General features: G+C 48.3%; 26 protein-coding genes. 19 read left to right on the top strand and 7 right to left on the bottom strand.

The features are described 5' to 3' along the window. The first annotated feature begins 78 nt into the window (after positions 1 to 78). Entirely contained in the window at positions 79 to 324 is a 246-nt protein-coding gene (locus tag FD01_RS00185) for a hypothetical protein (protein ID WP_054717015.1), read from the top strand. 86 nt (positions 325 to 410) lie between these two features. Here FD01_RS00185 and FD01_RS00180 read toward each other — a convergent pair whose 3' ends face one another. After that, the gene (locus FD01_RS00180; RefSeq protein ID WP_056962207.1) at positions 411 to 1,247 is read right to left on the bottom strand and encodes a MurR/RpiR family transcriptional regulator; all 837 of its coding nucleotides are present in this window, start codon (positions 1,245 to 1,247) and stop codon (positions 411 to 413) included. 126 nt (positions 1,248 to 1,373) lie between these two features. On the opposite strand from FD01_RS00180, the gene gnd reads away from it, so the two are divergent. From gnd to FD01_RS00150, 6 genes are all read left to right on the top strand, one after another. Beyond that, positions 1,374 to 2,276 carry a phosphogluconate dehydrogenase (NAD(+)-dependent, decarboxylating) gene (gene gnd / locus FD01_RS00175; protein ID WP_056962206.1) on the top strand — a complete coding sequence of 301 codons (903 nt, stop codon included), beginning with the start codon at positions 1,374 to 1,376 and terminating at the stop codon, positions 2,274 to 2,276. Positions 2,277 to 2,416: 140 nt separating this feature from the next. Next, positions 2,417 to 3,892 carry a gluconokinase gene (locus tag FD01_RS00170; RefSeq protein ID WP_056962205.1) on the top strand — a complete coding sequence of 492 codons (1,476 nt, stop codon included), beginning with the start codon at positions 2,417 to 2,419 and terminating at the stop codon, positions 3,890 to 3,892. A 64-nt stretch (positions 3,893 to 3,956) separates the two neighbouring features. After that, complete coding sequence (locus FD01_RS00165; RefSeq protein WP_054717006.1) at positions 3,957 to 4,298, top strand: hypothetical protein; 342 nt, start codon at positions 3,957 to 3,959, stop codon at positions 4,296 to 4,298. A gap of 75 nt (positions 4,299 to 4,373) precedes the next feature. Then, entirely contained in the window at positions 4,374 to 5,585 is a 1,212-nt protein-coding gene (locus FD01_RS00160; protein WP_056962204.1) for a hypothetical protein, read from the top strand. 115 nt (positions 5,586 to 5,700) lie between these two features. Then, positions 5,701 to 6,399 carry a metal ABC transporter ATP-binding protein gene (locus tag FD01_RS00155; protein WP_056962203.1) on the top strand — a complete coding sequence of 233 codons (699 nt, stop codon included), beginning with the start codon at positions 5,701 to 5,703 and terminating at the stop codon, positions 6,397 to 6,399. Continuing rightward, positions 6,399 to 7,193: a metal ABC transporter permease gene (locus tag FD01_RS00150; protein ID WP_056962202.1), complete on the top strand. Its 795-nt coding sequence runs from the start codon at positions 6,399 to 6,401 to the stop codon at positions 7,191 to 7,193. The genes FD01_RS00155 and FD01_RS00150 overlap by 1 nt, the downstream gene beginning before the upstream one ends. A gap of 49 nt (positions 7,194 to 7,242) precedes the next feature. Here FD01_RS00150 and FD01_RS00145 read toward each other — a convergent pair whose 3' ends face one another. Together FD01_RS00145 and pepF are read right to left on the bottom strand one after the other, a co-directional pair. Further along, complete coding sequence (locus tag FD01_RS00145) at positions 7,243 to 8,112, bottom strand: NAD(P)-dependent oxidoreductase (protein ID WP_404820781.1); 870 nt, start codon at positions 8,110 to 8,112, stop codon at positions 7,243 to 7,245. 5 nt (positions 8,113 to 8,117) lie between these two features. Then, positions 8,118 to 9,917 carry an oligoendopeptidase F gene (gene pepF / locus FD01_RS00140; protein WP_056962200.1) on the bottom strand — a complete coding sequence of 600 codons (1,800 nt, stop codon included), beginning with the start codon at positions 9,915 to 9,917 and terminating at the stop codon, positions 8,118 to 8,120. Positions 9,918 to 10,048: 131 nt separating this feature from the next. Between pepF and FD01_RS00135 the strand changes: the two genes are divergently transcribed. The 3 genes from FD01_RS00135 to FD01_RS00125 all read left to right on the top strand — a co-directional run bounded on the left by FD01_RS00135 (position 10,049) and on the right by FD01_RS00125 (position 14,772). Further along, positions 10,049 to 11,224 carry an LCP family protein gene (locus FD01_RS00135; protein ID WP_082611627.1) on the top strand — a complete coding sequence of 392 codons (1,176 nt, stop codon included), beginning with the start codon at positions 10,049 to 10,051 and terminating at the stop codon, positions 11,222 to 11,224. Between the two features lie 794 nt (positions 11,225 to 12,018). Then, positions 12,019 to 13,233 carry an MFS transporter gene (locus FD01_RS00130; protein ID WP_056962199.1) on the top strand — a complete coding sequence of 405 codons (1,215 nt, stop codon included), beginning with the start codon at positions 12,019 to 12,021 and terminating at the stop codon, positions 13,231 to 13,233. Positions 13,234 to 13,458: 225 nt separating this feature from the next. Beyond that, positions 13,459 to 14,772 carry an NCS2 family permease gene (locus FD01_RS00125; RefSeq protein WP_054716995.1) on the top strand — a complete coding sequence of 438 codons (1,314 nt, stop codon included), beginning with the start codon at positions 13,459 to 13,461 and terminating at the stop codon, positions 14,770 to 14,772. Between the two features lie 52 nt (positions 14,773 to 14,824). Here the strand turns inward: FD01_RS00125 and FD01_RS00120 are convergent, their stop codons facing one another. The 3 genes from FD01_RS00120 to FD01_RS00110 form a co-directional block, all read right to left on the bottom strand. Then, positions 14,825 to 15,253 carry a VOC family protein gene (locus FD01_RS00120; RefSeq protein ID WP_056962198.1) on the bottom strand — a complete coding sequence of 143 codons (429 nt, stop codon included), beginning with the start codon at positions 15,251 to 15,253 and terminating at the stop codon, positions 14,825 to 14,827. After that, complete coding sequence (locus FD01_RS00115; RefSeq protein WP_054716989.1) at positions 15,250 to 15,786, bottom strand: dihydrofolate reductase family protein; 537 nt, start codon at positions 15,784 to 15,786, stop codon at positions 15,250 to 15,252. Before FD01_RS00115 ends, FD01_RS00120 begins: the two co-directional genes overlap by 4 nt. A gap of 62 nt (positions 15,787 to 15,848) precedes the next feature. Beyond that, a complete protein-coding gene (locus FD01_RS00110) occupies positions 15,849 to 16,358 on the bottom strand; it encodes a YbhB/YbcL family Raf kinase inhibitor-like protein (RefSeq protein WP_054716986.1) in 510 nt (169 codons plus the stop codon). A gap of 56 nt (positions 16,359 to 16,414) precedes the next feature. On the opposite strand from FD01_RS00110, the gene FD01_RS00105 reads away from it, so the two are divergent. Genes FD01_RS00105 through FD01_RS00080 form a run of 6 tightly spaced genes read left to right on the top strand, consistent with a single transcriptional unit; the run spans position 16,415 to position 20,933 of the window. After that, positions 16,415 to 17,194: a PHP domain-containing protein gene (locus FD01_RS00105; protein WP_054716983.1), complete on the top strand. Its 780-nt coding sequence runs from the start codon at positions 16,415 to 16,417 to the stop codon at positions 17,192 to 17,194. 10 nt (positions 17,195 to 17,204) lie between these two features. Beyond that, a complete protein-coding gene (locus tag FD01_RS00100) occupies positions 17,205 to 18,155 on the top strand; it encodes a hypothetical protein (protein ID WP_054716981.1) in 951 nt (316 codons plus the stop codon). A 12-nt stretch (positions 18,156 to 18,167) separates the two neighbouring features. Then, entirely contained in the window at positions 18,168 to 18,860 is a 693-nt protein-coding gene (locus FD01_RS00095; RefSeq protein ID WP_056962197.1) for an NAD-dependent protein deacylase, read from the top strand. A gap of 12 nt (positions 18,861 to 18,872) precedes the next feature. Beyond that, positions 18,873 to 19,379, top strand: coding sequence for a pyridoxamine 5'-phosphate oxidase family protein (locus FD01_RS00090; protein ID WP_225436203.1), 507 nt, complete (start codon positions 18,873 to 18,875; stop codon positions 19,377 to 19,379). A 42-nt stretch (positions 19,380 to 19,421) separates the two neighbouring features. After that, positions 19,422 to 20,006, top strand: coding sequence for a TMEM175 family protein (locus FD01_RS00085; RefSeq protein ID WP_056962196.1), 585 nt, complete (start codon positions 19,422 to 19,424; stop codon positions 20,004 to 20,006). A 12-nt stretch (positions 20,007 to 20,018) separates the two neighbouring features. Next, positions 20,019 to 20,933, top strand: coding sequence for a lactate/malate family dehydrogenase (locus FD01_RS00080; protein WP_056962195.1), 915 nt, complete (start codon positions 20,019 to 20,021; stop codon positions 20,931 to 20,933). A gap of 696 nt (positions 20,934 to 21,629) precedes the next feature. On the opposite strand, the gene FD01_RS00075 is transcribed toward FD01_RS00080, so the two are convergent. Then, the gene (locus FD01_RS00075; RefSeq protein ID WP_056962194.1) at positions 21,630 to 22,778 is read right to left on the bottom strand and encodes an ABC transporter ATP-binding protein; all 1,149 of its coding nucleotides are present in this window, start codon (positions 22,776 to 22,778) and stop codon (positions 21,630 to 21,632) included. Between the two features lie 172 nt (positions 22,779 to 22,950). On the opposite strand from FD01_RS00075, the gene FD01_RS00070 reads away from it, so the two are divergent. Genes FD01_RS00070 through FD01_RS00060 form a run of 3 tightly spaced genes read left to right on the top strand, consistent with a single transcriptional unit; the run spans position 22,951 to position 25,511 of the window. Next, positions 22,951 to 23,415, top strand: coding sequence for an NUDIX domain-containing protein (locus tag FD01_RS00070; RefSeq protein WP_054719643.1), 465 nt, complete (start codon positions 22,951 to 22,953; stop codon positions 23,413 to 23,415). Beyond that, positions 23,408 to 24,223 carry a DUF72 domain-containing protein gene (locus tag FD01_RS00065; protein ID WP_056962193.1) on the top strand — a complete coding sequence of 272 codons (816 nt, stop codon included), beginning with the start codon at positions 23,408 to 23,410 and terminating at the stop codon, positions 24,221 to 24,223. The genes FD01_RS00070 and FD01_RS00065 overlap by 8 nt, the downstream gene beginning before the upstream one ends. A gap of 16 nt (positions 24,224 to 24,239) precedes the next feature. Further along, complete coding sequence (locus FD01_RS00060) at positions 24,240 to 25,511, top strand: C1 family peptidase (RefSeq protein ID WP_056962192.1); 1,272 nt, start codon at positions 24,240 to 24,242, stop codon at positions 25,509 to 25,511. Positions 25,512 to 25,575 lie beyond the last annotated feature (64 nt).

The following is a 25,575-nucleotide window of genomic DNA, read 5'->3' as shown; positions in this document are numbered from 1 at the left end:
GGCAAGGCCAACTAGTTTTTATTATTTAATGTGTCAACTTGACAGGGTACAGTACCCTTACGCGTCATTCCAAGTAATATGATTGGGGCAGCAGTTGGCTCTGCAATCGCAATGACTTTGGGAACTGGCAATCCTGCCCCATGGGGTGGATGGATCGTAGCGTTTGTTTCGCAAAAGCCCCTGATTTATTTGTTAGCCTCTCTGATTGGGGTTGTAGTCACGGCATCGATGGTCATTTTATTAAAGCCGACCATTAAAAAAACTGCGCCAGTTGAAAAAGAGTCTGATGATGACTTTGATATCGGAGATTTAAAGGTGCTTTAATCAAGCTTGTCTAATCAAAAAATGATCAATCAAAACGCTACGTTTTGGTTGATCATTTTTGGTTGACGAATCGTGCGTGCTTCTATTTATAAGCGCGTTTTTTCGATCGCTTGGCGAATATTGGCCAACACTGCCGTCGAGCCTTCATCCAAGCTGACGGCACATAACATAAACAAGGTATCCATCAACGACATTTGCGCGATCAAGGCATGCAAGGCTTCAACACGGTACTGGGTTTCTTCGGCGATTGCCACAAACACCACATCGGCAAGCTTGGCTACCGGAGATTTGGCGGCACCGGTGATCACGATCAAAGGCACGCCATGGTCATGGACGACTTGCGCTAAGGCCAAGGCATCACGATCAGTCCCAGTATGTGAGATCACGATCGCACAATCAGTTGAGTTCAAACGGGTTGCCGCCATCAATTGCATGTGAAAATCACTGGCATAGGTGGCATTGATCGGGGTGCGCAAGAATTTATGATAGCCATCTAGCGCGACCAGATTACTGGCACCTAAGCCAAATAATCCGACAGTGCCGGCATGCGTCAACAAATCAACGGCTTGCGTTAAGGCATGCGCATCGAGATTAGCACTGGTGGCACTTAAAGCATCGATATTGGCGGCGAACACTTTATCAGCCATGGTGATCAGCGAATCTTCAGGTTGAATTTCTTCAAAGAGTTGATGTTTGGCCTGTGGTTGCGCTAATGCTAAGCGCAAGGCTTGAAAATTGGCATAACCGAGATTTTTTGCAAAACGCGATACGGTGGCGGTTGATACTCCGGCCATTTGGCTCAAAGTGGAAATCGACCAAGCACTGGCATCGAGTTGATGTGCCAACAAATAATCCCCAAGTGCTTGTTCTTTAGCACTAAGAGTCGCACGGTTGGTTTGGAGTTGTAAGGCGAAATTTTGCATGTCCATATCCTCTGGTTTCAGTATATCATGCTTTGATGAGAAAAATATTTACGCAATTATCATTTGAATTCTGTAAATAATTTTCATATACTAGAGACAAATAAGTGTCCACAAAGGAGAACTATCTTGAAAATCGGCATGATCGGTTTAGGCAAAATGGGAATGAACTTGGTGCGCAACATGCGCGACCATGATATTGATGTGGTGGCAACGGACCTAAGTGCCCAAGCCCGCGCAGAAGTCCAAACCACTGGCGCCCAAGCAGCAGCCAACGTGGCGGAATTGGTTCAAGCCTTACCAACCCCTAAAATCGTTTGGGTGATGGTGCCAGCTGGCGACCCGACCCAAGCTTGCATCGATCAACTGGCCAACGTGTTAGACGCTGGTGACATTGTGATCGACGGTGGGAACTCCTATTATCAAGATTCACTGCGCCACAACGACCAACTGGCCGAACTCGGGATTAAGTTCTTTGATGCTGGCACGTCTGGTGGCATGGAAGGTGCCCGTCACGATGGTAACTTCATGGTCGGCGGCGATGCCAAGACTTGGCCAGTGATCGAACCTTTATTTAAAGCCATCGCCCAAGAAGACGGCTACTTGTACACCGGCGCTGCTGGTTCTGGTCACTATTTGAAAATGGTTCACAACGGCATCGAATACGGGATGATGCAAGCCATCGGTGAAGGTTTTGATGTGTTGTCCAAATCTGAATTCGATTATGACAACGAAGCGGTCGCCAAGTTATGGGATCATGGTTCCGTGATTCGCGGCTGGCTGATGAGCTTGGCACAATCTGCTTTCAGCGACGATCCAAAGTTGGAAGAAATCAAAGGGGTCATGCACTCCAGCGGTGAAGGCGCCTGGACGGTTGAAGAAGGCATTCGCTTGCACGTGCCAACGCCAGTGATTTCCAGTGCCTTGATGATGCGTTATCGTTCTGAAGAAGATGACACCATGACTGGTAAAGTGGTTGCGGCTTTGCGGAATCAATTCGGCGGTCATGTGGTCGACAAAGCGACTAAATAAATTTTTGGAACCGGGCCGATTACTGGCTCGGTTTTTTTATTGTCAAAAGTGCTTCAAAGCGTAGCTAGCCGTAGGTGCGTTACTTTGAAGCACTCGACGTGGTGTATGATAGGAAGCGAAGAAAGTTTTGGAGGTCGATTATGGCAATCGTCATCGGGGTGGATATCGGCACCACCAGCACCAAAGTCGTCGCTTTTGATCAAAATGGGCAAGCACAAGCTAGCGCCAATCATGGTTATCCGTTGATTCAAACTCAACCAGATATGGCTGAAGAAGAGCCTGAAACCATTTTTGATGCGGTGTGTTTAGGCTTGCGCGAAGTCGTCAGCCAAATCGATGCCAGTGAGGTGAATGGCATCAGTTTTTCAGCGGCGATGCACAGTGTGATCGTGATGGATGCGCAAAATCAACCGCTCACGCGCGTGTTGACTTGGGCCGATAATCGCGGGGCCAAGTTCGCTGAGCAATTGCGTGATACCCCACAAGGGCGTGTGCTTTTTGCTCACACTGGGGTGCCGATCCATCCGATGAGTCCGTTGATCAAGTTGATGTGGCTGAATCATGCGATGCCTGCGGTGATGGCGCAAGCCGCGCATGTGATCGGCATCAAAGATTATGTGTGGTTTCGCTTGTTTGGCGAGTATGTCCAAGACTATTCGCTGGCCAATGCCACTGGCTTGTTTGATTTAAAAACGCAGGATTGGTTTCCGCAGGCATTGGCCTTGGCTGGGGTTTCAACTGATCAACTGCCACGCTTGGTCGCCCCAACTTATCATCAAACTGGCATGCAAGTGGACCTGGGCTTACCTAAAGCGACGCCAGTGTTTATCGGCGCGTCAGATGGCGTGTTGAGCAATCTTGGCGTCGCTGCGCAAAAGCCGGGCACTGTGGCGTTGACCATCGGCACCAGTGCGGCGATTCGCACCGTGGTAGAAAAGCCTGTCGTCGAACCTGATGGCAAGTTGTTTACTTATTACTTAGCGCCTGATCGTTATGTGGTCGGCGGGCCGGTGAATAATGGCGGCGTGGTGTGGCAATGGGCGCAAGATACCTTTTTACCAAAAGGCGATTTACCGGCACTGGAACAGTTGATCACGCCGGTCAAGGCTGGCGCTGATGGCTTATTATTCTTACCTTATCTCGGCGGTGAACGTGCGCCATTGTGGGATGCGGATGCACGCGGGAGTTTTATCGGCTTGACCAAACAAACTACGGATGCGACAATGGCGCGCGCCGTGCTTGAAGGTTTGTGTTTTAATTTAAAAGCCGTGCTGGAAATGGTCAGTGCTGTCGCCGGTCAGCCAACGGTGATCCATGCGACTGGTGGCTTTGCGCGCAGTCAATTATGGAAGCAAATGTTGTGTGACATTTTAAATGTGCCGATCAAATTGCCGGATAGTTTTGAAAGTTCAGCGTTAGGTGCGGCAGTGATCGCGATGCAAGCGTTGGGGATGATCTCCTCATTAGATGATGTTCAGCAAATGGTCGGCAGTACCACGACCTTGACGCCTGGACCGAATGCCGCAGAATATCAGCGTTTATGGCCAATTTGGCAAGGAATGAATGCGCAACTTGCCGGCACTTATCAGGCGTTGGCTGATTTTCAACGGCAGTAGGCATTGCACCGAATGCTGTCATAGCGTAAAGTAGTTTATAACAAAACGTAAGTAGAGGTAAATCATGTACGAAGCAACCAAGCGCCATCATGTGTCTGAACAAGTCGCCGCAACTTTTCCGACTGAAGTGACTGATCAATTGTTTAGCGTCATCAACTTGATGAATAAAGCCGATCAACTGGTCACCGCGCCTGTCGCGATCGCATTTTCTGATGACTACGATGATGATGAAATGTATGCCTTGTTGATTCAAGGTAACTTGGCCCCAGCGCAAGAATTCCCATTGAGCTATTCTGGCGACAAGTCCGCGTTCTTAGGGCACGGCTACATTTTGATCGTGAAAGATAATCCCAAGGCGATTTACATCGACTTCTCCAAAGCCAACGACTTATCCGATCTTAAATAATTCTCAAAACGGTCTGAAAGGATCGTTTTTTTGTGTGCTGGTGGGTACACTGAAACAAAAACGCAGGAGGACACGATGACGATTTTAATCATGACCGGGGTCTTGCTGATCGCTGCCGGTTTTTGCGGCGTGCGGTTGTACATGCTGCAAGCACAAGTGGTCGAGTTACAACTGAACACGCACAAAATGATGTTTCCAAGCCAAATCAAAGCTGCCCGCCGTGCTTATTTCCGTGGTTTGTTGCGCGAAGCTTATCAGCAAAAACTCAAACGTAACTGGGCCATCGGCTTTATTGTTGTCGCCGTGATTGCTGCCGGGTTCGCGATAAACGTGCAATTTAACGCCATTGCTGTTGATGAACTCGGCAATGGCTTAATCCCGTTGATGCGCAATGTCGCCATCAGTGCAACGGCGGTGGCAATGATTTCTGCGGTGTTGCTGGGTTTATCACTGGCCAATTGGCAAATGCAAACGCTCAGTCAGGCTAACCAAGATCATGATGCGACTGACCTGTACTTCACCCCGCAACCCGTGTTGACCAAGCAATTGTTGTGGCGGCGGGAGTTAGGGTTGGCCATCAGTGCCATTTCGGTGTTGTTGACGTTGAGTGCTTGGGTGGGGTGGTTACCAGACCCGACGCCAGGGACGGTCAAAATTCAAAACAGTGCCGTTCAACCGTCATCGACAACAAGTTCTTCTTCAAGTGCAACCACTGCTAGTTCAACGACAAGTAGTAGCGCCAGCGCCGGTTCGTCCTCATGGCAACGCACTGATCCTAACACTGAGTACCCGATCGACGCGATGAAAGAAGCCAAGTATGCGTCTGCAAGTGCCGTCAAAGCGTTGACAGATTCAGACTTAGCCAGCTTATACTTTTTGGAATATTGGGCACTTAACGGCATTCAAGATAGTGAAGCGGCAGGGTATGCGCAAGCTGGTGGATATTCCTATCAAGTGGTCAAAGATGATCAAAATGTGTTGACCAGTGGCGATACGATCATGGTGTTTAATGAGTCTTCTGCCACCAAAGGCCAAATCCATCTATTTTATGCGATTCGTAATGGGGATCAAGTGCAGTTTTTCAATATGTACAACAGCGGCCTAGTGATCACTAGCTTTGCCAGTCAGTTTGGGATCAACACCGTCAATGGCCATGCCGCACCCGCGGCCGCTGAGATTCGCGATTCGACGGAACCGATTGCGCAACTGGTCACCGCATTTAAAGCAGATGATGCATTTAAGCTGACGCAATCTGGGATGACCCGCGGCGCAGATCTGACGTATTAAAGGTAAAAGTCGCCATGCTTGGCGACTTTTTTGGTGTCAGGGGTGGTCAGCTTACCAGTTTTCGTGTAAAATTGTTATTCGTAATCGTTACTATTTTCTTTTTAAGGAGATCCAGATGACTGACTTGCTGTCGGTAGATCACCTAAGCTTCGGCTTTCATGACCGCCAACTTTATCAAGATTTGACCTTCAATTTAAAACAAGGCTCAATGACCAGCTTGATCGGGGCCAATGGGGTCGGCAAAACCACTTTGATTCGCCTTTTGATGGGGCAACTCCATCCGCAAAGTGGGTCGATCAACTTTATGCCCGACATGAAATTAGGCTATGTTCCGCAATTTCGCAATATTGATCCAGAATACCCGTTATCGATCAAAAGCTTTGTCCAACTCAATCAATTAAGCCATCCATTTCCTTGGCACACTAAAAAAGAGCGTCAACAAGTAGACGCCGCTTTAGCCAAAACCCACTTAACGGCACGCCAAGATCAACTACTCGGCCGTGCTTCTGGTGGAGAAAAGCAAAAAGCGTATCTGGCCCAAGCACTGCTGACGGAACCCAATTTTTTGATTTTGGATGAAGCCACGGCGAGTTTGGATGTGAACACCAAAGTCGAATTGATGACCTTGGTGCAAGAACTCAATCAATCCCTGAATTTAACGGTGCTGTTTGTGACGCATGACCTCGCATTGGCCAAAGACTACACGGATCAATACTTGTTGTTGACGCCAGGGCATTATGAAATGCGCGCCACTCATGATATGAATGAAGCGGCGATGCCCAAAGAATTGCAACCAGCTCAGGAGGTGGAATAATGTTTACTTACGCCTTCATGCAAAATGCTTGGCTGGCTAGTACTTTTATCGCCATCACTTGTGGGCTCGTCGGGGTCTTCGTGACGGCGCGGGGGATGAGTTTCTTAGCGCATACCTTATCAGAAGTCGGGTTTGCCGGCGCTGCGTTTGCGGTGTTTATGGGGATTCGGCCGTTAGATGGGATGTTGTTGTTTACCATTATTTCATCGATCACTGTCGGCAAGTTGTCGGTGCAACAGTCCCGGCGAGAAGCCTCGATTTCTGCAGTTTCCAGTTTGTTCGTCGGTTTAGGGATCTTGTTCTTATCCCTTTCCAGCGCTTCTGCCAGTTATGCCACCACGATTTTATTCGGCAGTATCATCGGGATCTCACGTGGGGATGTGTGGCAACTGTTGGCGTTAGCCTTAGCGGTGTTGATCACCATGAGCGTCGGGTATCGGCGTTTAGCCTATGACTCTTTTGATGCCACTGGCGCCACGGCTCAAGGGGTGCGACGCAACTTGATTTCGATTTACTTCTTGTTGATTTTAGCGGTGTCGGTTTCCATCGGCGCGCAAATCGTTGGGAGTTTGTTAGTGTTCATCCTGTTGACTTTGCCACCAAGTGTTGCCAAATACTTAGGCAAAACGCTCCCGCAAATGCTGTTGATCTCAGTGGGTGCAGCCTTGATCGGGGTATGGGCTGGGTTAGCATTAGGCTATTACACCAACTGGCCAGTGACCTTCTTCATTGCCGCCATCGAATTTACCTTCTACTTTATCGCGCTAGGTATTCATCGCTGGCGCTTAGATTAATTTCAAAGCATTCAAAAAGAGCTACCCGCGGGTGGCTCTTTTTGAATGCTTATTGCCAGCTAGGATAGCTGGTGATCAATCCTTGCGTCCCGAGATCACCTGATCCGGCATCAACAAGGGCTTGATATAACTGCTTAGCTTGTTTCGTGGCAGGCAAGTCGATCCCCATGCGGTCGGCTTCTTGCAAAGCAATGCGCAAGTCTTTGACAAAATGCTTGATGAAAAAGCCTGGCGTGTAGTTCCCTGCTAAGATCCGCGGTCCGTAATTGCTCATGCTCCAGTTGGCCCCGGCACCTCCGCTGACGGTAGCGATCACTTGTTGCAAGTCCAATCCGGCGGCTTTGGCGTAAACCAACATTTCAGTTAAGCCGGTCATGGTGCCGGCAATCATGATTTGATTGGCCATTTTGGCATGTTGGCCCATACCAGCAGCACCGAAATAATTCAGCGATTGACTGAAAGTGTCAAAAATTGGGCGCAAGCTTTCAAACGTCTCGCGCTTGCCACCGATCATCACGGTCAACGTCCCGTTCTTGGCACCGATGTCGCCACCTGATACTGGGGCGTCTAGGGCTTGGACGCCAAGCTTTTCGGCGGCAGTACTGATTTTTACGGCCAAGCTCGGAGTGCTCGTGGTCATGTCGACGACGGTTTGGCCAGCATGAACCCCAGCTAAGATGCCATCATCGCCAAAATAAATCGTTTCAACGTCTTGAGGAAAGCCGACCATCGAAAAAATGATGTCAGTTTGTTTTGCAACGGCTTTTGGCGTATCTGCCCAAGTCGCGCCATGGTCCAAAACGGTTTGCGCATGGGCTTTGGTACGGTTGAATACGGTGACTGAGAAGTTTGCCTTCAATAAATTATTGATGATGCCAGTGCCCATTACACCAGTGCCGATAAAACCAATTTTTTGCATGAGTGTCATCCTTTCTGATCAAGTAAGGCGATCAATTGCGTCAACCGCTGATCGAATACTGCAAAGGCTTCTTCCAAGTAGTGGGGTTTCGTCATTTCAACGCCAGCGGCTTTCATGGTATCCAGTGGGGTTTGGCTGCTACCGGATTTCAAATAATTCAGATAATGGTCGACAGCGTTCGGCTTATGCGCTGAGATCCCTGCCGCCAAAGTTGAAGCTGCTGCAAAGCCAGTCGCATATTGGTAAACATAATAATCATAGTAGAAATGCGGAATGCGTGACCATTCCAAGGCGATTTGCGGATCTTGCACCACGCCTTGGTAATAATGCGCATTGAGTTTGGCATATTGTTGGTTTAAAGCTTCAGCGGTTAGCGCAAGGCCATGTTGGTCTTGTTGATGGAGCCAATGTTCGAATTCAGCAAATTGGGTTTGGCGATAAACAGTCCCTTTGAAGCCATCGAGATAATAATTCAACACATAAGCTTGTACGGCAGGATCTTTTTGGGTACGCAACAAGTAGTCAGTTAACAGATTTTCGTTGGTGGTCGAGGCAATTTCCGCGACAAAAATTGAATAGTCGCCATACACGTAAGGCTGATTATGCCGCGTGTACCACGAATGAACGGAGTGGCCAGTTTCATGGACTAAGGTGAACAAGGCGTCGATGGAATCTTGCCAATTCAACAAGATAAACGGATCCGTATCATAACTTCCACCAGAATAAGCGCCTGAGCGTTTGTTTTGATTTTCCACCACGTCGATCATCCGATGATCAAAAATATCGCGGACATGGCTGAGGTAGTCTTCACCTAATGGCGCTAAGGCTTTCAAGGCGACGGCTTTGGCTTCATCGATGGTGTAACTGACTGGCGGCTTGCCATTAAGTGGGGTGTACAAGTCATACATGTGCAATTCGTCTAAGCCCAAACGTTGCTTGCGGAAGGCCAAATAGCGTTGCAAGCTTGGCAAGTGGGCGTTGACGGTGTCGACTAAGGTGTCATAAACGGCTTCAGGAATTTGATTTTCTGCCATGGCCGCGGCCCGGGCACTGCTGTAATGGTGGACTTTCGCGTCAAAGGTGTGCTTTTTGATTTCGCCAGCTAGCGTTTGCGCAAAGGTGTGTTGGAATTTCTTGTAGGTGCTATATAGCGATTCAAAGGCAGCTTGGCGCACGGAACGCTTGGTGCTTTTGATCAACTCGCCATAAGTGCCGTGAGATAATTGCACCGCATTGCCGGCTTCATCTAAAATCTCACCGAACTGCAGATCGGCGTTGTTCAACACATTAAATGTGGCACTGGAAGCATTCAACGCATCACCAGCTGCGGCGATCAAAGCTTCTTGATCAGTTGAAAGCACGTGTTCACGCTCGGCGACGAGGTTTTCGATAAAGTGTTGATACAACTTGAGCTCAGGCGTTTGCAGCCACGTGGTTAAAGTATCAGGGTCGATGGCCAGGATCTCTGGTTGCATGAAGGCAGTTTGAGCCGAAACTTTGGTCCACAAACTTTGCGCTTGCGCACTGAAGCCTTGATATTTGGCATTGGCGGTATCTTGATCACTTTTCAGACTCGCATAAACGTAGACTTTTTCGATTTGGCGATAAGCTTGCAAAATCGCCGCCAGCCCGTCAGCTAAGTCTTTCGCCGAGGTGCCTAACTGACCTTGCCATTTAGCAGCACGGTCACCAGCTTGAGCCGCATTATCAAAAGCCCTTTGCCAAGCCTCATCATTTTCAAAAATAGTGGTTAGATTCCAAGTCAATTCGGTGGCAACATTATTACGTTTCGGTAACATAGACATCAAAATCACTTCCGTTTCTCAACTTTTTATTAACATTATTATAACACGTATGATTTTGAGTAAATCGCGTGCGTTCGTTACGCTTTGCGAGTAAACTATTGTGAGATGAGTGTAAAAATAGGAGTTAGCATATGAAAGAAGAAACCCCCCGGCGTACGCGTAAGCATAAGAGTTCGCGCCGTAGCATTGGCCATTATGTGGCCATGATCTTGTTGACTTTGGTCGTTTTAGTGGCGGGCTATGCCGTTCGCATTTACAGCCAAACGAAAACTGCCGTTGATAAAACCTATGATCCGGTTTCTGCCAAAGCAGCCACGACTTCGGATATCACCGGGAAGAAGCCAATCAGCATTTTACTGATGGGGACGGATACCGGCGAATTCGGTCGCGAGTATAAAGGCAACACCGATACCATGATCGTCGTGACTATCAATCCGAAAACTAAAAAGACGACGATGACGTCGATCCCTCGTGACACCTTAGCTCAAATCGTTGATGGCAATGGCGCCGCCGCGCAAAAAATCAACGCTGCTTATAACGCCAACGGGAACGAAGCCGCAATGAAAACCGTTGAGAAGTTGTTGAACATTCCGATCAACTACTACGTCACCGTCAATATGGCCGGCTTGGAAAAAATCGTCAACGCAGTCGGTGGCATTGATGTCAATGTGGCCTTCACTTGGAGTGATTCTTACGCCGGCAAGTATACCTTCACCAAAGGCCCGATGCATTTAAACGGCGCGCAAGCCTTGGCCTATGCGCGGATGCGGCATTCAGATCCGCAAGGGGACTATGGTCGTCAAAAGCGGCAACGTGAAGTAATCACACAAATCGTCAAGAAGCTTTTGTCGACAAAGTCCTTAGGTAATTATTCCACGTTGATGGATAGCTTGTCGAGTTCCATGCGTACCAATTTGAAGTTCGATGACATGGTCGCGATCGGCGAAAAATATGCGGCATGCATTAAAAATGTGTCGCAAGCTACTTTGCAAGGCTTAGGGGTTTACATTAATGACGCCTCTTATCAAGTGCCAACGACTAAAGAATTGCAAAAAGTATCCGATAACATCCGCACGCAACTGGGCTTAGAGAAGACCACGTTAGATAATTACAATACGAAACAAAATGCTTACAACACGGCCAATGGTTTTAATTGGAATGATGGGTACAATCCGGTTTATACCTTGTATTCATCCGATGGTACCGCAGCAGCCACCAGCACTTACAATGATGACGGCACCACAGTCACCACCACTGGCGGTAACACCACTGGCACGACACCAGGCGTTGGCGGCCCCGGTTACTAAGCAAAACGAGAGCAAGACGATCAGACGTCTTGCTCTTTTTGTATATTGCCATCAGGCGCCGGTGGTACACTCCAGACCCATTCGGTGATTTAAAATTGGGACTCCAGCTGGCTCGTCGCTACATAGTGAGGGTCCGAAGCCGAGCTAACTTTTAATATTCGCGATGCTCATATCAAAAGTGGATCTCGGCCTGCGGCTTTCCGTAGGCGGTAAAACCGCCAACGGAAATCTCACTATGTACCGACGGCCAGCTTCCGTCCCAATTTCAAATCGCTTCCACTCCGTTAAACCACTGACACCAGATGATTACGAAGCCGTGAGATGTCAACGCAGATATTGCGATTATTTTGGTGAATCTTGTGGCAACGTGATCGTGTTTATTCGGTAAGTGAGTATATCAACTGAGAAAATTTGTGGGCGGAAGCGCCTTGGCAGAACGGAGGAAAACTGGACAATTGCCCGTGGCAGTGAAATCAAGTGAGACGCCGATTTTTAGCGGCTCGCGCAGATTTCACCGGCAGAATTTGAAACGAAGCGGTTTTCTTCGGTTCAAATTCTAGGCGAAAGAGCATCAGCGGTTTTTGCTGATCTCTGTAGCCGGCCGCACCGGCAACTTGTCCGGCTTTTCGCAGTGCCGCCAAGGTGCTGGAGTCCACGAATTTTCATGCCGGAGGCAAGTTAGATCGCTAGCTGAAAGATTAAACACCGGACAGCGTGTGAAAAAATGAAACTGAGCGGTCAGTGAAAGTTTGCGCTATACTGGGCCATAAGTATTTTTTTGGAGGCTGGGGCACGTGCAAGAATTTATGGCGTTGGATCGCAACTTAAAACTGCGGACGCTGACCGTCTTTTTGACGGCACTGTTAAATGCGGCGGTGTTGCCGAACATGACGATTTACTATTCGCATTATTTTGGCGCCGCGGCGGCAGGGATCTTATTAATTGTCGTGTCGATCGCCAGTTTCATTGCCGGCTTGTATGGTGGGCATTTGTCTGACGCCCATGGGCGCAAACCGATCATGTTAGCTGGAAGTACCTTGTTGATCGTCGGCTATTTGATCGCGGCCTTAGTGAATTCACCATTAGGCACCAATCCGGTGTTTGCCTTTGTCGGCTTTTTGTTGGCGCGAGTCGGTGGGTCGTTATCTGACCCGGCAGAGCAGGCGATGATGATCGACGCGTCCACACCACAAAATCGGCGCTTTGTGTATGCGATGCTTTATTGGGTGATCAATATCTCAGTGATGCTAGGGGCGGCAATCGGTGGTTGGTTCTTCCGCGATTACTTGTTTGAATTGTTGTTGGCGATGGCAGTGATTGCGGTGATCAACATTAATATCATTCGCTTTGGGATGCGCGAAACCTTCCAAAGCCAACAAAAAGTTTCTGGATCCGTTTGGCAAGCGGTGAAAGTGTATGGTCAAGTCTTTGCCGACAAGCGCTATGTGCTGTTTTTGGCTGGGTCGTTACTCGCAAACATCGTCACTAATCAGCCGAATTTTTATTTGGCAGTGCACTTAGGCCGGGATTTCAAGGCGACGCATTTGTTCGGCATTGCGCTTTACGGGCAAAGGATGCTGTCAGTGGTGACCATCATCAATACGGTTATGATCATTATTTTAATGGCGCTGTTTACGCGCTTAACTTCAAAGTGGACATTAGGGGTCGCCTTTGCCGTTGGGGTCGGGCTGCAAACGTTGGGTTTTGCGATGAGTTTTGAAGTGAATACCTTTTGGCCGTTGGCATTAGCTGCAGTGATTTTAACTTTTGGGGAAATGATTTCTGTCCCATCATCGCAAACGTTACGCGCGGCATTGATGGATGAGCAAAAAATTGGCGCGTATTCTGGCGGCTGGGCGGCAGTCAATCCGCTAGCCTCGACCTTGTCTGGGGTCACTGTCAGCATTTCGCCATTGCTGGGTAACAGTGGGATGTCGGCGTTGATGTTGATTTTAGGCGCAGGGGGCATTGCGCTAGTCGCAAAATCTGCCCGCGGCGTGCAGGCGTAAAAGCGTTAGTCTGATGAGACTGGCGCTTTTTTTGTTGGTTCAACTTTCTGAAAACAAACTATCTGCGAAGTTCTCCAACAATGTTCGGAATTTAATGGCGTTATATTTACCCTTTACCAATTTTGTTAATTAATGTATGATTATAGCCGTTGTTTTAGAAACAAAGTTCGCTTTTTTCTGCCAGCGTTCGGGATTATCAGCGCTGAGAATCTGGAGGCATAGTTCATGAAAAAGAAGTTACTGGCCTATTTCCAAATTGAGGAATTAAACACGACCGTTCGCCGCGAATTATTGGCAGGGTTCACCACGTTTATTTCCATGGCCTATATTTTATTCGTTAATCCATCCGTACTGGGGGCTTCTGGGATGGATAAAGGCGCCGTGTTCACGGCGACGGCCTTAGCATCAGCTCTGGGTTGCATGTTGATGGGGATCTTAGCAAAATATCCGATCGCCACCGCACCAGCTCTTGGGATCAACGCCTTCTTCGCGTATTCCGTTTGTATCGGGATGAAAATTCCTTGGCAAACTGCTTTAGCCGGCGTGTTTGTTGCCAGTTTGATTTTTATTGTGATCACGATTTTCAAACTGCGGGAAATGATCATCGATGCGATCCCGTCTGATTTGAAATATGCGATTTCTGGTGGGATCGGGTTGTTCATCGCCTTTCTTGGTTTGCAAGATGGCGGTTTGATCGTGGCCAACAAGTCGACTTTAGTTGGCTTAGGCTCATTTTCAGTTGGTACCACTTGGTTGACGGTTTTCGGGTTAGTGGTGACGGCGATCTTAATGGTACGCCGCGTACCTGGTGGCATTTTCATCGGGATGGTATTGACCACGATTTTAGGCTTGATCACCGGCTTGATCCATGCGCCTAGTGCGATCGTCTCTGCTGCACCATCACTGAAGCCAACCTTCTTAGTTGCTTTAAAACATATCGGTGACATCAATTCCGTACAAATGTGGGTCGTGGTGCTGACCTTCTTGCTAGTCACGTTCTTTGATACAGCCGGCACCTTGGTCGGTTTAGCCACGCAAGCAGGTTTCATGAAAGACAACAAAATGCCTCGTGTCGGCAAAGCCTTAGCTTCTGATTCGACCGCGATGTTGGCTGGGTCATTGCTTGGGACTTCTCCTGTTGGCGCGTTTGTTGAATCTAGTGCCGGCATCGCAGTCGGTGGTCGTTCTGGTTTAACTGCTGTGACCACTGGCGTCTTCTTCTTGCTCGGTTTGTTCTTCTCCCCATTACTGGCGGTAGTGACGACGCAAGTCACAGCGCCTGCTTTGATCATTGTTGGGGTTTTGATGGCAGCCAACTTGCGCAACATCAAGTGGGACGACTTAGCCATTGCCATTCCAAGTTTCTTGATCGTGTTAGGGATGCCATTGACTTACAGTATCTCTGATGGGATCGCGTTAGGCTTCATCATGTATCCATTAACCATGATTGCCGCTAAGCGTGGCAAAGAAGTCAGCCCGATCATGTATGGGTTGTTCTTCGTGTTTATCGGGTTTATGTACATTTTGAATGTCGGGTAAAACTGACCAATCAAAAAAGTAGGTCCTCACGTTGAGGGCCTACTTTTTTGGTTTATGCTGGGGCTTGTTGCAAACGCCAAACGACGCCGAACGAATCTGTGACTTGCCCCATTTTATCACCCCAAAATTGGGTGGCGTAAGGCATGTCGATGGTGACTTCACCAGAATCAACTAAATGCTGATAGAAGCGATCGCCGAGCTCGGCGTCTTTTGGGTCGATCATCAACATTAAGCTGATCTGCTCGGAAGACTTGGCATCGTGACCGAAGGCATCGCTGCACATCAACTTGGTACCCAACACAGAGAATTCAGCATGCATGGTCAATTCGTTCAAGTCAGCATCTGCAGGTAATCCAAACATGCCAGCTTGTTGTGGCGTCGGACTTAATCGTTTGATATCCGTGGCATCAAAAACGCGTTGGTAATAAGCCAACGCCTTTTTTGCGCTAGGATACGCGATGTATGGAATCAGTTGCGTCATTTGTTAGACCCGCAGACGTCATAGTGCAATGCCGTTAATTGATCGAGCTTTTCAACTTTGGACAAATGCAAGTTGACGTTTTGAATGCCGCTGGCGACTAAGGAGATCCCATCGCCTAACAGGACTGGTGCGACGGTGATGATCAGTTCGTCGACTAAATTGGCTTCCAAGAGTTCAGTGAAGATATCAGCGCCGCCGACTAACCAAATATCTTTGCCTTTGTGTTCCTTGAGTTTGCGAACAAAGGCTGGGACGTTGCCGGCAACGACTGTAGTTGGATCGTCAGTATCATGTAAATTTGTGGAGAAGACATAACTTTCTTTATCGCTGTAAGGGTAGCTCCCGGCTAAACGCAGCGCCCGTTGGTAGGTTTTGCGGCCCATTAAGACGCAATCGATGCCTGCATAGAAGCGTTGGTATGCGTCATCTGCGGCACTAGAACCCAAAGCACCCAGCCAAGCCGTACTGCCATCAGGTTCTGCGATAAAGCCATCTAGGCTTTGTGCCAAATAAAGAATCACTTTTCGTGCCATAATGCCCACCTCGTTATCTTTGATGTGTTCATTATATCACAAAATGTAACCGTTATCACAACTTATACACGCGACCATAAATCTAAACTGGTTTCCGTCAAAATGTGCCCAGCCATCACATGGCGCGCTTCATTTAACCAAAAGCCTGGTTGTAAGTCGAGTTCAGTATCCAGCGCAAACACGGTGAGGGTATAAGCATGATCGGCGTTCGGTGGTTGAGGGCCGACATAACCCGTGGCGATCAATGGGTCAGACGTGTTCACAAAGTGTCCAGCATTTGCATTGCGGCCGCGGGTCATTGGAATGGCTTGAGTGCGTTCAACATCTTCTGGGATCTCAGTGGTGTCGCCAGGAATATTGGCGATATTCCAGTGGATCCAAGGAAAACCAGAAACCGGCACGGCATCATAATCGATCAGCCACACGGCAAAACTTTTCGTGCCAGCTGGTGCCTCTGTGATCGTAATTGGAAAACTGCGCTTGGGGTAGCCAGCGTGCGTGTCTGCAGGTTCGGCGTGTTTGCCAAAGCGGTCAGGTAAGAAACCTTTTTCTAAAGGAACTGAAATTTGCATGTGATAACGCCTCCTTGTACGTTAAACTAAGGGTAACACAATCGGAGGTGCCACAGATGCCTTATTACGATCAACATGTTCACACTTATTTCTCGTTTGACTCTGACGCGCAATTTGAAGCTTATTTGGCGCAAACGGATCATCCTTTTGTCACCACAGAACACTTGGAAATGTTCAACCCGGATGACGCGCACCACGATAACAAACCGGATTACCGCGCTTACGTCCAAAAACTCGACGCCTTACATCAAAAGTACCCCAACCAATTCTTGCGCGGGATCGAAGTCGGCTATTATGAACCCAAACTCAATGATATTTATGCCTATTTAGATGCCAATCGTTACGATTTGGTGTTGCTCAGCTTCCATCATAATGGTGAGTATGATTTTCAAGATGACCATTTCAAAACCGTCGACAAAAAGGCCCTTGTGCAAGATTATTATGCCCGCATGTTAGCTGGGGTTCGCCGCTTTGATGGGGCCGACGTGTTGGCGCATTTTGAATATGGGCTGCGAGTGGTTGATGTGACACCATCTGAATTGGCGGCTTGGGCGCGGCCGATGATTCAAGGCATTTTCAGTGAGATCATTGCCAAACAAATGGCGCTTGAACTGAACACCAAGTCGATGTATCTGTGGCATGACGTTACGTTATATGATTTGGTGATTCCGTGGTATCAGGCTCTTGGTGGCAAGTTGTTCACCTTAGGATCAGACGCCCATGTGCCCGATGCTTTTGAAATGGAATTCGCGCAAGCTAAGGCCTTACTGCATCGCCACCATATTGAACAATTGGCGGTATATCAAGATCATCAACCAACTTTAGTCACGTTTTAAGGAGTTATATATGGTAGAAATTGAAAATCCGATCCTCAATGATTTATTCAAACAAATTCAGCCAGGCTACACGATGCCCGTCAAATTCGAGATCAGTGGCACGCCTGCTGACAAACTCGTGCACAGCCAGTCTCAAGAAGTCCTGCAACCAAATGGTGATTTAGTCGTGCAGATCAAAGACTCACCAGATGTCGATTACACCTTGAGTCATGAATTGATGCACATGTATTTGGCCACCACTGGTTTTCCGCAAGTGCAATACCACTTGTTGACCGGCACGCCTGAAATCGATAAGCAACATTATGCCACTGCCACCGCATTATCAACGGCGGCGCTACATGCAGTGGTTGCTGATTGGCAACGCGAGCACGGCTTTTTAGGGGACACGCAACTCGACTTATTGGAAAAAGGCTTTGCGGAAGCCTTGCCTAAAGAGCCAGCAGGTGGCGACAACTTATTGATCTATCGCGGTTTGTCACTGTTTGATCATATGATGCTGTTTGTCGATGGCGGCACTGATGACCAACAAGCCCAATGGCAAAAGGATTTCCCACAAGCTTATCCGTTGGCCAAAGATTTGTATCAAACCTTAACGGAGAAAGCATTAGATACGCCTTTTGCTTATCGGCGCGCTGTCGTGAACTTATTTGCCCGTTTCAACGCCTTGGTGCAAGCAGCAGGATTTCAACCGTTGGATAATGATGAGTTCGCGACTTTGCCACCAGTATTATCCCAGCGGCAATTGCGCTTGAGTTTGAATCAAGTGTTTACCTTGAAGCACTCAGCTTACCGTGATCGTCAAACTAAACAGTTAGCTTACGTGGCGTTAGGCAAAGGCGATCGCCAAAATGCGTTTGTCTTACCATTGAAAGATACCACGCCTGCTGCGATGCAAAGTTTATATCAACAACCTTTAGGGGAGATCTTAGATCAGTATCAGTTGGACTATAGCGTACGCTAGGAGGTCATCGTGATGTTTGATTTACAACGTGCAATCAGTGAAGCTGACAATATTTGCTTTTTGACTGGCGCTGGGGTGTCGACAGCGTCAGGCATTCCGGATTATCGCAGTAAAGGCGGCTTGTATGCTGATTCCGAAAAGCCAGAATACGCCTTGTCTGATGATAATTTAGCCCGTCATCATGAAAATTTCCATCAATGGGTGTTGGCTAATATGTTTCATCCAGAAGCCAAACCCAATGTCATTCATGATAAAATGGCCGCCATCAGCAACGTCAAAGGCACCATTGTCACGCAAAATGTCGATGGCCTCGATCGTGCGGCAGGTGCTGAGCATGTGATCGAATTTCACGGCAACTTGTATCGTTTGTATTGCCAAAAATGTCACCAGACTTTCAGTTACGATCAATATCAACAATCTGATATTCATGCAGCAGATGGTGGCGTCATTCGCCCAGACATCGTGTTGTATGGGGAACCGATCAATCAACAAGTGGCTGAAGCCGCAGTTGATGCGGTCAGCTCAGCAGATTTATTGATCGTCGTTGGCACCAGTTTGGTAGTTTATCCGTTTGCGGGCTTGTTGCGTTATGCCCCGATGGGAGCGACTTTAGTAGCCGTCAACAAAGAAGCCTTGGAACTGCCGCCGCGTGCCCATATGGTGCAAGGCGATGCGGTTTCGGTATTTGAACCATTACATTTGTAGGAGATGTTGTAGATGCAGCCAATGCGTCGCAGAGAGCGTCAAATTGAATTACCAGAAATCAAAGCCATCATTGAACAGTGCAAAGTGATGCACATTGCCATGAACGACCAGCCGTTTCCTTATGTGGTACCGACCAATTATGGCTACGAGTGGCAAGATGACACTTTGATTTTATATAGTCACGGCGCCCGTCAAGGCAAAAAGCGTACCTTGATCGCCAATGATCCGCATGTTTGTGTGGAAATCGATGGTGGCGCAACATTAATGGCTGCTGGTCAAAATGCCCCGCATTATTCAGCGGCATATCAAAGTGTGATCGGCTTTGGGATCGCTGAGTTAGTGGATGATGTGGCTGTCAAACGGCACGCCTTGGATCTGTTGATGCAACACGAAACTGGGCGCCAGCTGGATGCTTTCGACGCCTTGCCAGATCATAAGATCCAAGGCGTCGGCGTGATCAAAATCACGCTTACTGAATTCAGCGGGAAGGCACATCACTTGCCGATGCCTGAGCAATAATCACTTTTGGGGGAATTTTTGCGGTGAGAGACGGAGGAGAATATGTCAAAACATCGCGTTGAAGCATTCACAGATGGGGTGATCGCGATCATCATCACCATCATGGTATTGGAACTGCAAGCGCCAGCTGGCGGCGACTTCGCTGACTTGTGGGCCTTGCGGTATCGGTTCTTGATTTATTTCGTCAGCTTTTTGACCATGGCGGTGTATTGGAATAATCACCATCATTTGTTTCAAGTGGTCAGCCATGTGGACGGCCTAGTATTATGGAGCAATACGGCGTTTTTATTTGCCAGTTCACTGTTTCCTTTTGCCACGGCTTGGGTTGGGGCGCATCATTTGACTAGTTTTGCGCCGGAGATGTTTTACGGCGGGGTCGTGTTGTTGGCGGATCTGGCATATTATGCGCTGGTGCAGAGCTTGTTACGAGTGAATACCAAAGGCAATGCCATTCAAAAGGTTCTTGGCCAAGGTTATTACAAGCCTTTGATTGCGGTAAGTGGTAACGTGATCGCGTTGATCATTGGTTTGGTGTGGGCGCCGTTGACCATTATTTTAGATACGTTGTTGTTACTGCTGTGGGTGATCCCAGAAAAGCGGATCGAGCAGCATTTGCAAAATCAGTAAAGGAGAATCGCGATGCGGACAGTTGGCATTATTGGATTAGGACATGTTGGGGTGACCACGGCATACACCATGGTGACTAAAGGTTTGGCAGACACCTTGATTTTGATCGATCAAGACGGCGAGCGCGCCCAAGCTGAACACTTGGACTTGGCGGATGCGCAAGGGGGGCTTGCCACTTACACCAAGTTGTTGGTTAATGACTATGATGCATTGAAAACCGCTGATGTGGTGATTTTTGCGGCAGGGGATATTTCGCAAGTCGGCGCTGGTGGCAATCGCAATGGCGAAACCGTCTCGACGAAAAAAGCCATCGATGACGTCGCGCCTAAATTGCAGGCGAGCGGTTTTGCTGGCGTGTTGATCGATATTTCCAATCCTTGTGATGTCGCCGTTAACTATTGGCAACAAAAACTCGGCTGGGCCAAGCATCGCATTTTAGGCACCGGGACTGGTTTGGATACGTATCGGATGCGTCGGGCGGTGGCCGAAACCTTAAACGTGAACGTCGCTGATGTGCGCGGGTATAACTTAGGCGAACACGGTGCTTCACAATTTACCGCGTGGTCGACGGTTTACGTCAACAGCACGCCGATTTCAGCGTTTGCTGGCATCGACTACGACCAATTAGCCGAAACCTCTCGCGAAGGTGGGTTTGCGATTTTCAAAAGCAAACATTATACCAACTACGGGATCGCAACGATTGCTTGTGACATGGCCAGTGCCGTGTTAAGTGATGCGCGCCGCGTGTTCCCATGTGCTTGCTGGGATGACGCCCAACAAATCAGCATCGGCCACTTGGCCACTGTTGGTGCGACTGGGATCATCGACAACCCGACGTTAGTGTTGCCAGAAGACGAGCAAGCCAAGTATCAAGCCTCTGCGGATACCATTAAACATAATTTAGCGACGATGAATTCATTTGACTAAATCAAAAGCACGCTGAAACCCAAATCGGTTCAGCGTGCTTTTTCGTTTAAACCACAACAAATCCACGAAACGGCGAACCATTTCGTGGACCTTTGGCGTTCATGCCGTTCATACGTATCCAAGCCCGTGTCTGCGTAAGCCTGGGGGATTGGCCCTAACCCACTTTAACGCCTAATCAGCTCTGCATTGCCTTTCGGATACAGGCGTCACTTGCTTCCCATGTCACCATGGGGAAATCGATCCGGTGTGATCAAATGAGCTCCTTAAGGAACCCCTCAGTGCCGGCACTTCTGATGCTAGAGATCCAATGACTACCAACAGTTAAGCTGGGCCACTGCGGATCAGTCTCACGGCTGCCCCCCCGTTGCGAAGAGTTTCAAGCAACCTGCGCTAAGCTGCTATCTCCACCTTGTTAACGCGTTCAGTCTACCACCTGCATTTATCCGTGACAAGACTAAGAATTATAAACGTTTTTTTGAATTAAACGCAGAAAAAACGCCACCTCAAGGCAAAGGTGACGTTCATTAAGGGGTATGGTATTGACCCTGCCAGATGCGGCATCACCTGGCAAGTCTATTGAAGTCGTCGAGTTCCGTGGTGCAACAGGCTTACGTCTAAGCACCTTGAGACTGTGATCAAGACCATCACAGTCTCAAGGTGACTTAGACGTAAGACCGCACCACTACACTCTGGATATTAAGCCTTAGCTTGTTCAGCGTTCATGGCATCTTCTGCTTCTTTGGTGACAATGGCATTCGTGGTTTCCTTGTCAAAGAAGTGTGCCTTGTTAACGTCAAAGCCCATTTTGACTTTTTCACCAGGGTTGTGGAAGTCACGGGCATCAACAGTCGCCACGAAGTCCGTGCCATCAACAGTGGCATACAATTGAGAAGTAGCGCCCATCAATTCAGAAACGGTGACGACGGAATCAACGCATTGATCTGGCCAAGTATCCAAGAAGGCTTGTTCAGTGTGAATGTCTTCTGGACGAATGCCCAAGGTGACATCTTTGTCGTTGTAACCGCGGTCGTTCAAAATGTTTGCGCGACCTTCTGGAATGGCAATATCCAAACCTTTGCCATCGTTGATGCGGCCATCTTTGTAATGCACTGCCAAGAAGTTCATCGCAGGTGAGCCCATGAACCCAGCAACGAATTGGTTACGAGGGTTATCATAAACTTCAGCAGGGGTGCCGATTTGTTGCACTTTGCCGACAGACATAACAACCACACGGTCAGCCATCGTCATCGCTTCAGTTTGGTCATGAGTAACATAGATGGTCGTGGTGTTTAAACGGCGGTGCAACTTGGCGATTTCAGCACGCATGGAAACCCGCAGCTTGGCATCCAAGTTAGATAAAGGTTCATCCATCAAGAAGATCGGGGCATCACGCACGATGGCCCGGCCTAAAGCGACACGCTGGCGTTGACCACCAGATAAGTCGGCAGGCTTGCGGCTTAAGAATTCAGTTAAGCCCAAGATCTCAGCGGCTTCATCGACACGCTTTTTAATGTCGTCTTTGCCATATTTACGTAATTTCAACCCAAAGGCCATGTTGTCAAACACAGTCATATGTGGATACAAGGCATAGTTCTGGAAAACCATGGCGATATCACGATCTTTAGGTGCGACATCGTTCATCACTTTGTCGCCGATTTTCAATTCGCCTTTGGAAATATCTTCCAAGCCGGCAATCATCCGCAACGTCGTGGACTTCCCGCAACCAGAAGGGCCGACGAAAACGATAAATTCCTTGTCTTTAACGTGTAAGTTGAAGTCCATCACTGAGTCGTGATCGGCGTGAGGATACTTTTTATAAATGTGATCAAGATCGATTTGAACCATAATGTTCACTCCTTAGACGGGGATTGTGGCAATTCCCTGATTTACAAGATTAAGTATAACTGGAAGCGCCTTACAAATCATGGGCCAACTTGCACAAAAAAATCCCGGACTTTTTGCACAGTTTGCCCAAAAAGCGGGTAAACTGGTGATTATACGAAACGGAGGCGATGACATGCCCAAACAATATACCGTCGTGTTGGTACACACACCAGCTGGCGTGGTGTTGATCAATCGCAAAAAGGTGCCTTATATCGGCTTATGGAATGGCTTAGGCGGTAAATTCGAAGCTGGTGAAACCGCGCTTGATTGTGCCCGGCGTGAAGTCTTTGAAGAAAGTGGCTTGAAGCTTTTCGACGCTAAGGTCTGCGGAATCGTACACTGGTATGTCGACGACCAGTTGCGTGGCGATTTGCATTTGGTCAAAGCCTTCGCTGATGACTTAAACCCGCAAGCCCAAATGACGCGCGAAGGCGTGATCACGGCTTGGCCTGAAACTTGGCTGCATGATCCGGAAAATTTAGGTTTAGTGCCAGACTTAGTAGCGATGTTGCCGATTTTTAAGCAGGCGGATGGCGGGGAGTATGTGTCCAAGTTTCATGGCGATACTTTCTTAAGTTTGGAGCCAGCTTATGCTTGAAGTCGGGCTAACGGCAGTAGCGGATCATCCGACGTTGGCAGCCAATGGTAAAACCAGTAGTTTAAAAGATTTGGCGCAATATTTTCCGATCATGGAAATGGATACCGGTTTTTACCGTATTCCCAGCCGCCAAACCGTTTTAAATTGGCAAGCGCAAGTGCCTAGTGGGATGCGGTTCATCATCAAAGCCAGTCAATGGATGACTTTGCACAAAGAAGATCCTGAAATTGATGTCGCTGCACAGTTTAATCAATTGCGCGAGGCGGTGTCGCCATTGATTCAAAGCCAACAACTAGTCGCATTGATGTTTCAAATGCCACCTTGGTTTGCGGTGACAGCGACCAATGTGCGCTACTTTCAACGAGTTAGACGCTTGTATCCGGATTTACCGGTCGCCGTGGAGTTTCGCCATGACAGTTGGTACTTACCAGAATATCGGCAATCGACGCTAAGTTTATTGAAGCAGTTGCATTTTATTCATATCGCCGTCGATGAACCCCAAACCCCAGCTGGCAGTGTCCCATTAGTGCCAGTGGCGACGAATCCCGACTGGTCGATTCTGCGCTTGCATGGCCGCAACTATGCCGGCTGGCAGGCTAACCAAATGCCAGGCCGCACCAGCTATCGCTACTTAGATTCAGAATTACTAGAATTGGCAGACGTAGCTAAACAGTTTCAAAGTCAACATACTGCCGTGATTTTCAACAACAATGGCCAAGGCGACGCGGCAGATAATGCCTTGCGTTTCATTGCCCAACAACACTTGGATTATCGCGGATTAGCCCCGCAACAAACCACACTTTTTTAAAAATCAGGTGAGTTTCATGAAAGCAATCGATCTCAAACACTTTAATTATCCTGTCCTCAATTCAGCCAAAGCTCGCGCCATTCAAAATGTGGGCTTATATGCGGCGAGCCATTTACCTTTAGAATCAGTGAAGCCGACATATTCCGTGGAATTAGCGACTGACGGTGTGACGGCACAAAAACATTCTGGCCGCTGCTGGTTGTTTGCCCAGTTGAATGTGTTGCGCCATGTGGCTGGCCAACGCCTCAAGTTCAAAAACTTAGAGTTCTCTGAAAGTTATTTGGCCTTTTATGATCGCTTGGGAAAAGCCAATCACTTTTTGACGCAAATGATCGCCATGGCAGATCGACTGCTGGATGATCGCGAGTTGGCCTTTATTCTCAGTCGGCCAGATAACGATGGTGGCCAATTCGATAACGCCGTGGCGTTGATTCAAAAATATGGCTTAGTGCCAAAAGCGGCGATGCCAGAAACTTACACCTCGAGCAATACCGCAGACTTCAACCGCTTATTGAATCGTAAACTTCGTCAATTAGCTGTGAAGATTCGCCAAGCAGACGCGATGCAACGTGAAGCTGTCAAGCAAGCCGGGATGGCTGACGTGTATCGGATGTTGGTGTATGCTTATGGCGCCGTGCCGACCACCTTTGATTTTACTTATCGCAATGATGACGGTGACTTTCACCGCTTGACTCAGCTCACGCCGCAAAGTTTCTATCAACAAATTGTCGGCGTGGATTTAAATCAACAAGTCACCTTGCTGGCACGCGAAGATCTCAAAACTTGGCAAACTTACCGCTTGTCTGCAGAAGACAACATCGAAGGCGGCCATCAGATCTTATTGGTGAATGTGCCTTTTGACGTGATGAGTCGATTGGCCATCACGCAACTCAAAGCTGGGCAGCCGGTATTATTCGGCAATGATGTCTTACAAGATCTCGATCGGCCAACAGGCACGCTGAAAGGGGAATTGTATCAACTCAGCGACTTGCTGGATTGCGATTGCACCTTGAGTCAAGGCGAGCGTTTTGAAACGAAAATCGCCAACTTGTCGCATGCGATGACCTTAGTTGGCGTGGATCTCGTCGATGACCAACCGCGCCGTTGGAAAGTCGAAAATTCTTGGGGGTCTCAAGTCGGGCACCAAGGGTATTTCAATGCTGATGCGGCGTGGATGCAAGCTTATGCTTATGAAATGGTGATCCAGCGTGAGTTTTTACCGGATCAAGTGCAACAAGCATTAAACACCACGCCAATCGACTTGCCAGCATGGGATCGTTTAGGTTAATGAGGAGGAAAGTTTGAAAAATACTAGAGATAGAGATACCTAACCATAGGCGCACTCAAATAAG

Origin of the sequence: Lacticaseibacillus manihotivorans DSM 13343 = JCM 12514 (genome assembly GCF_001435035.1) — a bacterium.
GTDB lineage: Bacteria > Bacillota > Bacilli > Lactobacillales > Lactobacillaceae > Lacticaseibacillus > Lacticaseibacillus manihotivorans.
This window is presented reverse-complemented; position numbering and strand designations above follow the sequence as displayed.

What these genes read in the sequence shown, in the direction of transcription:
- FD01_RS00165 (WP_054717006.1), top strand. Translation starts at nt 3,957, where the DNA reads ATGTACGAAGCAACCAAGCGCCATCATGTGTCTGAACAAGTCGCCGCA.
- FD01_RS00085 (WP_056962196.1), top strand. Translation starts at nt 19,422, where the DNA reads ATGTCAAAACATCGCGTTGAAGCATTCACAGATGGGGTGATCGCGATC.
- FD01_RS00135 (WP_082611627.1), top strand. Translation starts at nt 10,049, where the DNA reads ATGAAAGAAGAAACCCCCCGGCGTACGCGTAAGCATAAGAGTTCGCGC.
- FD01_RS00170 (WP_056962205.1), top strand. Translation starts at nt 2,417, where the DNA reads ATGGCAATCGTCATCGGGGTGGATATCGGCACCACCAGCACCAAAGTC.
- FD01_RS00180 (WP_056962207.1), bottom strand. Translation starts at nt 1,247, where the DNA reads ATGCAAAATTTCGCCTTACAACTCCAAACCAACCGTGCGACTCTTAGT.
- FD01_RS00125 (WP_054716995.1), top strand. Translation starts at nt 13,459, where the DNA reads ATGAAAAAGAAGTTACTGGCCTATTTCCAAATTGAGGAATTAAACACG.
- FD01_RS00080 (WP_056962195.1), top strand. Translation starts at nt 20,019, where the DNA reads ATGCGGACAGTTGGCATTATTGGATTAGGACATGTTGGGGTGACCACG.
- FD01_RS00115 (WP_054716989.1), bottom strand. Translation starts at nt 15,786, where the DNA reads ATGGCACGAAAAGTGATTCTTTATTTGGCACAAAGCCTAGATGGCTTT.
- FD01_RS00095 (WP_056962197.1), top strand. Translation starts at nt 18,168, where the DNA reads ATGTTTGATTTACAACGTGCAATCAGTGAAGCTGACAATATTTGCTTT.
- FD01_RS00110 (WP_054716986.1), bottom strand. Translation starts at nt 16,358, where the DNA reads ATGCAAATTTCAGTTCCTTTAGAAAAAGGTTTCTTACCTGACCGCTTT.
- FD01_RS00155 (WP_056962203.1), top strand. Translation starts at nt 5,701, where the DNA reads ATGACTGACTTGCTGTCGGTAGATCACCTAAGCTTCGGCTTTCATGAC.
- FD01_RS00160 (WP_056962204.1), top strand. Translation starts at nt 4,374, where the DNA reads ATGACGATTTTAATCATGACCGGGGTCTTGCTGATCGCTGCCGGTTTT.
- FD01_RS00065 (WP_056962193.1), top strand. Translation starts at nt 23,408, where the DNA reads ATGCTTGAAGTCGGGCTAACGGCAGTAGCGGATCATCCGACGTTGGCA.
- FD01_RS00185 (WP_054717015.1), top strand. Translation starts at nt 79, where the DNA reads ATGATTGGGGCAGCAGTTGGCTCTGCAATCGCAATGACTTTGGGAACT.
- pepF (WP_056962200.1), bottom strand. Translation starts at nt 9,917, where the DNA reads ATGTCTATGTTACCGAAACGTAATAATGTTGCCACCGAATTGACTTGG.
- FD01_RS00075 (WP_056962194.1), bottom strand. Translation starts at nt 22,778, where the DNA reads ATGGTTCAAATCGATCTTGATCACATTTATAAAAAGTATCCTCACGCC.
- FD01_RS00120 (WP_056962198.1), bottom strand. Translation starts at nt 15,253, where the DNA reads ATGACGCAACTGATTCCATACATCGCGTATCCTAGCGCAAAAAAGGCG.
- FD01_RS00150 (WP_056962202.1), top strand. Translation starts at nt 6,399, where the DNA reads ATGTTTACTTACGCCTTCATGCAAAATGCTTGGCTGGCTAGTACTTTT.
- FD01_RS00060 (WP_056962192.1), top strand. Translation starts at nt 24,240, where the DNA reads ATGAAAGCAATCGATCTCAAACACTTTAATTATCCTGTCCTCAATTCA.
- FD01_RS00100 (WP_054716981.1), top strand. Translation starts at nt 17,205, where the DNA reads ATGGTAGAAATTGAAAATCCGATCCTCAATGATTTATTCAAACAAATT.
- FD01_RS00070 (WP_054719643.1), top strand. Translation starts at nt 22,951, where the DNA reads ATGCCCAAACAATATACCGTCGTGTTGGTACACACACCAGCTGGCGTG.
- FD01_RS00105 (WP_054716983.1), top strand. Translation starts at nt 16,415, where the DNA reads ATGCCTTATTACGATCAACATGTTCACACTTATTTCTCGTTTGACTCT.
- FD01_RS00145 (WP_404820781.1), bottom strand. Translation starts at nt 8,112, where the DNA reads ATGCAAAAAATTGGTTTTATCGGCACTGGTGTAATGGGCACTGGCATC.
- FD01_RS00090 (WP_225436203.1), top strand. Translation starts at nt 18,873, where the DNA reads ATGCAGCCAATGCGTCGCAGAGAGCGTCAAATTGAATTACCAGAAATC.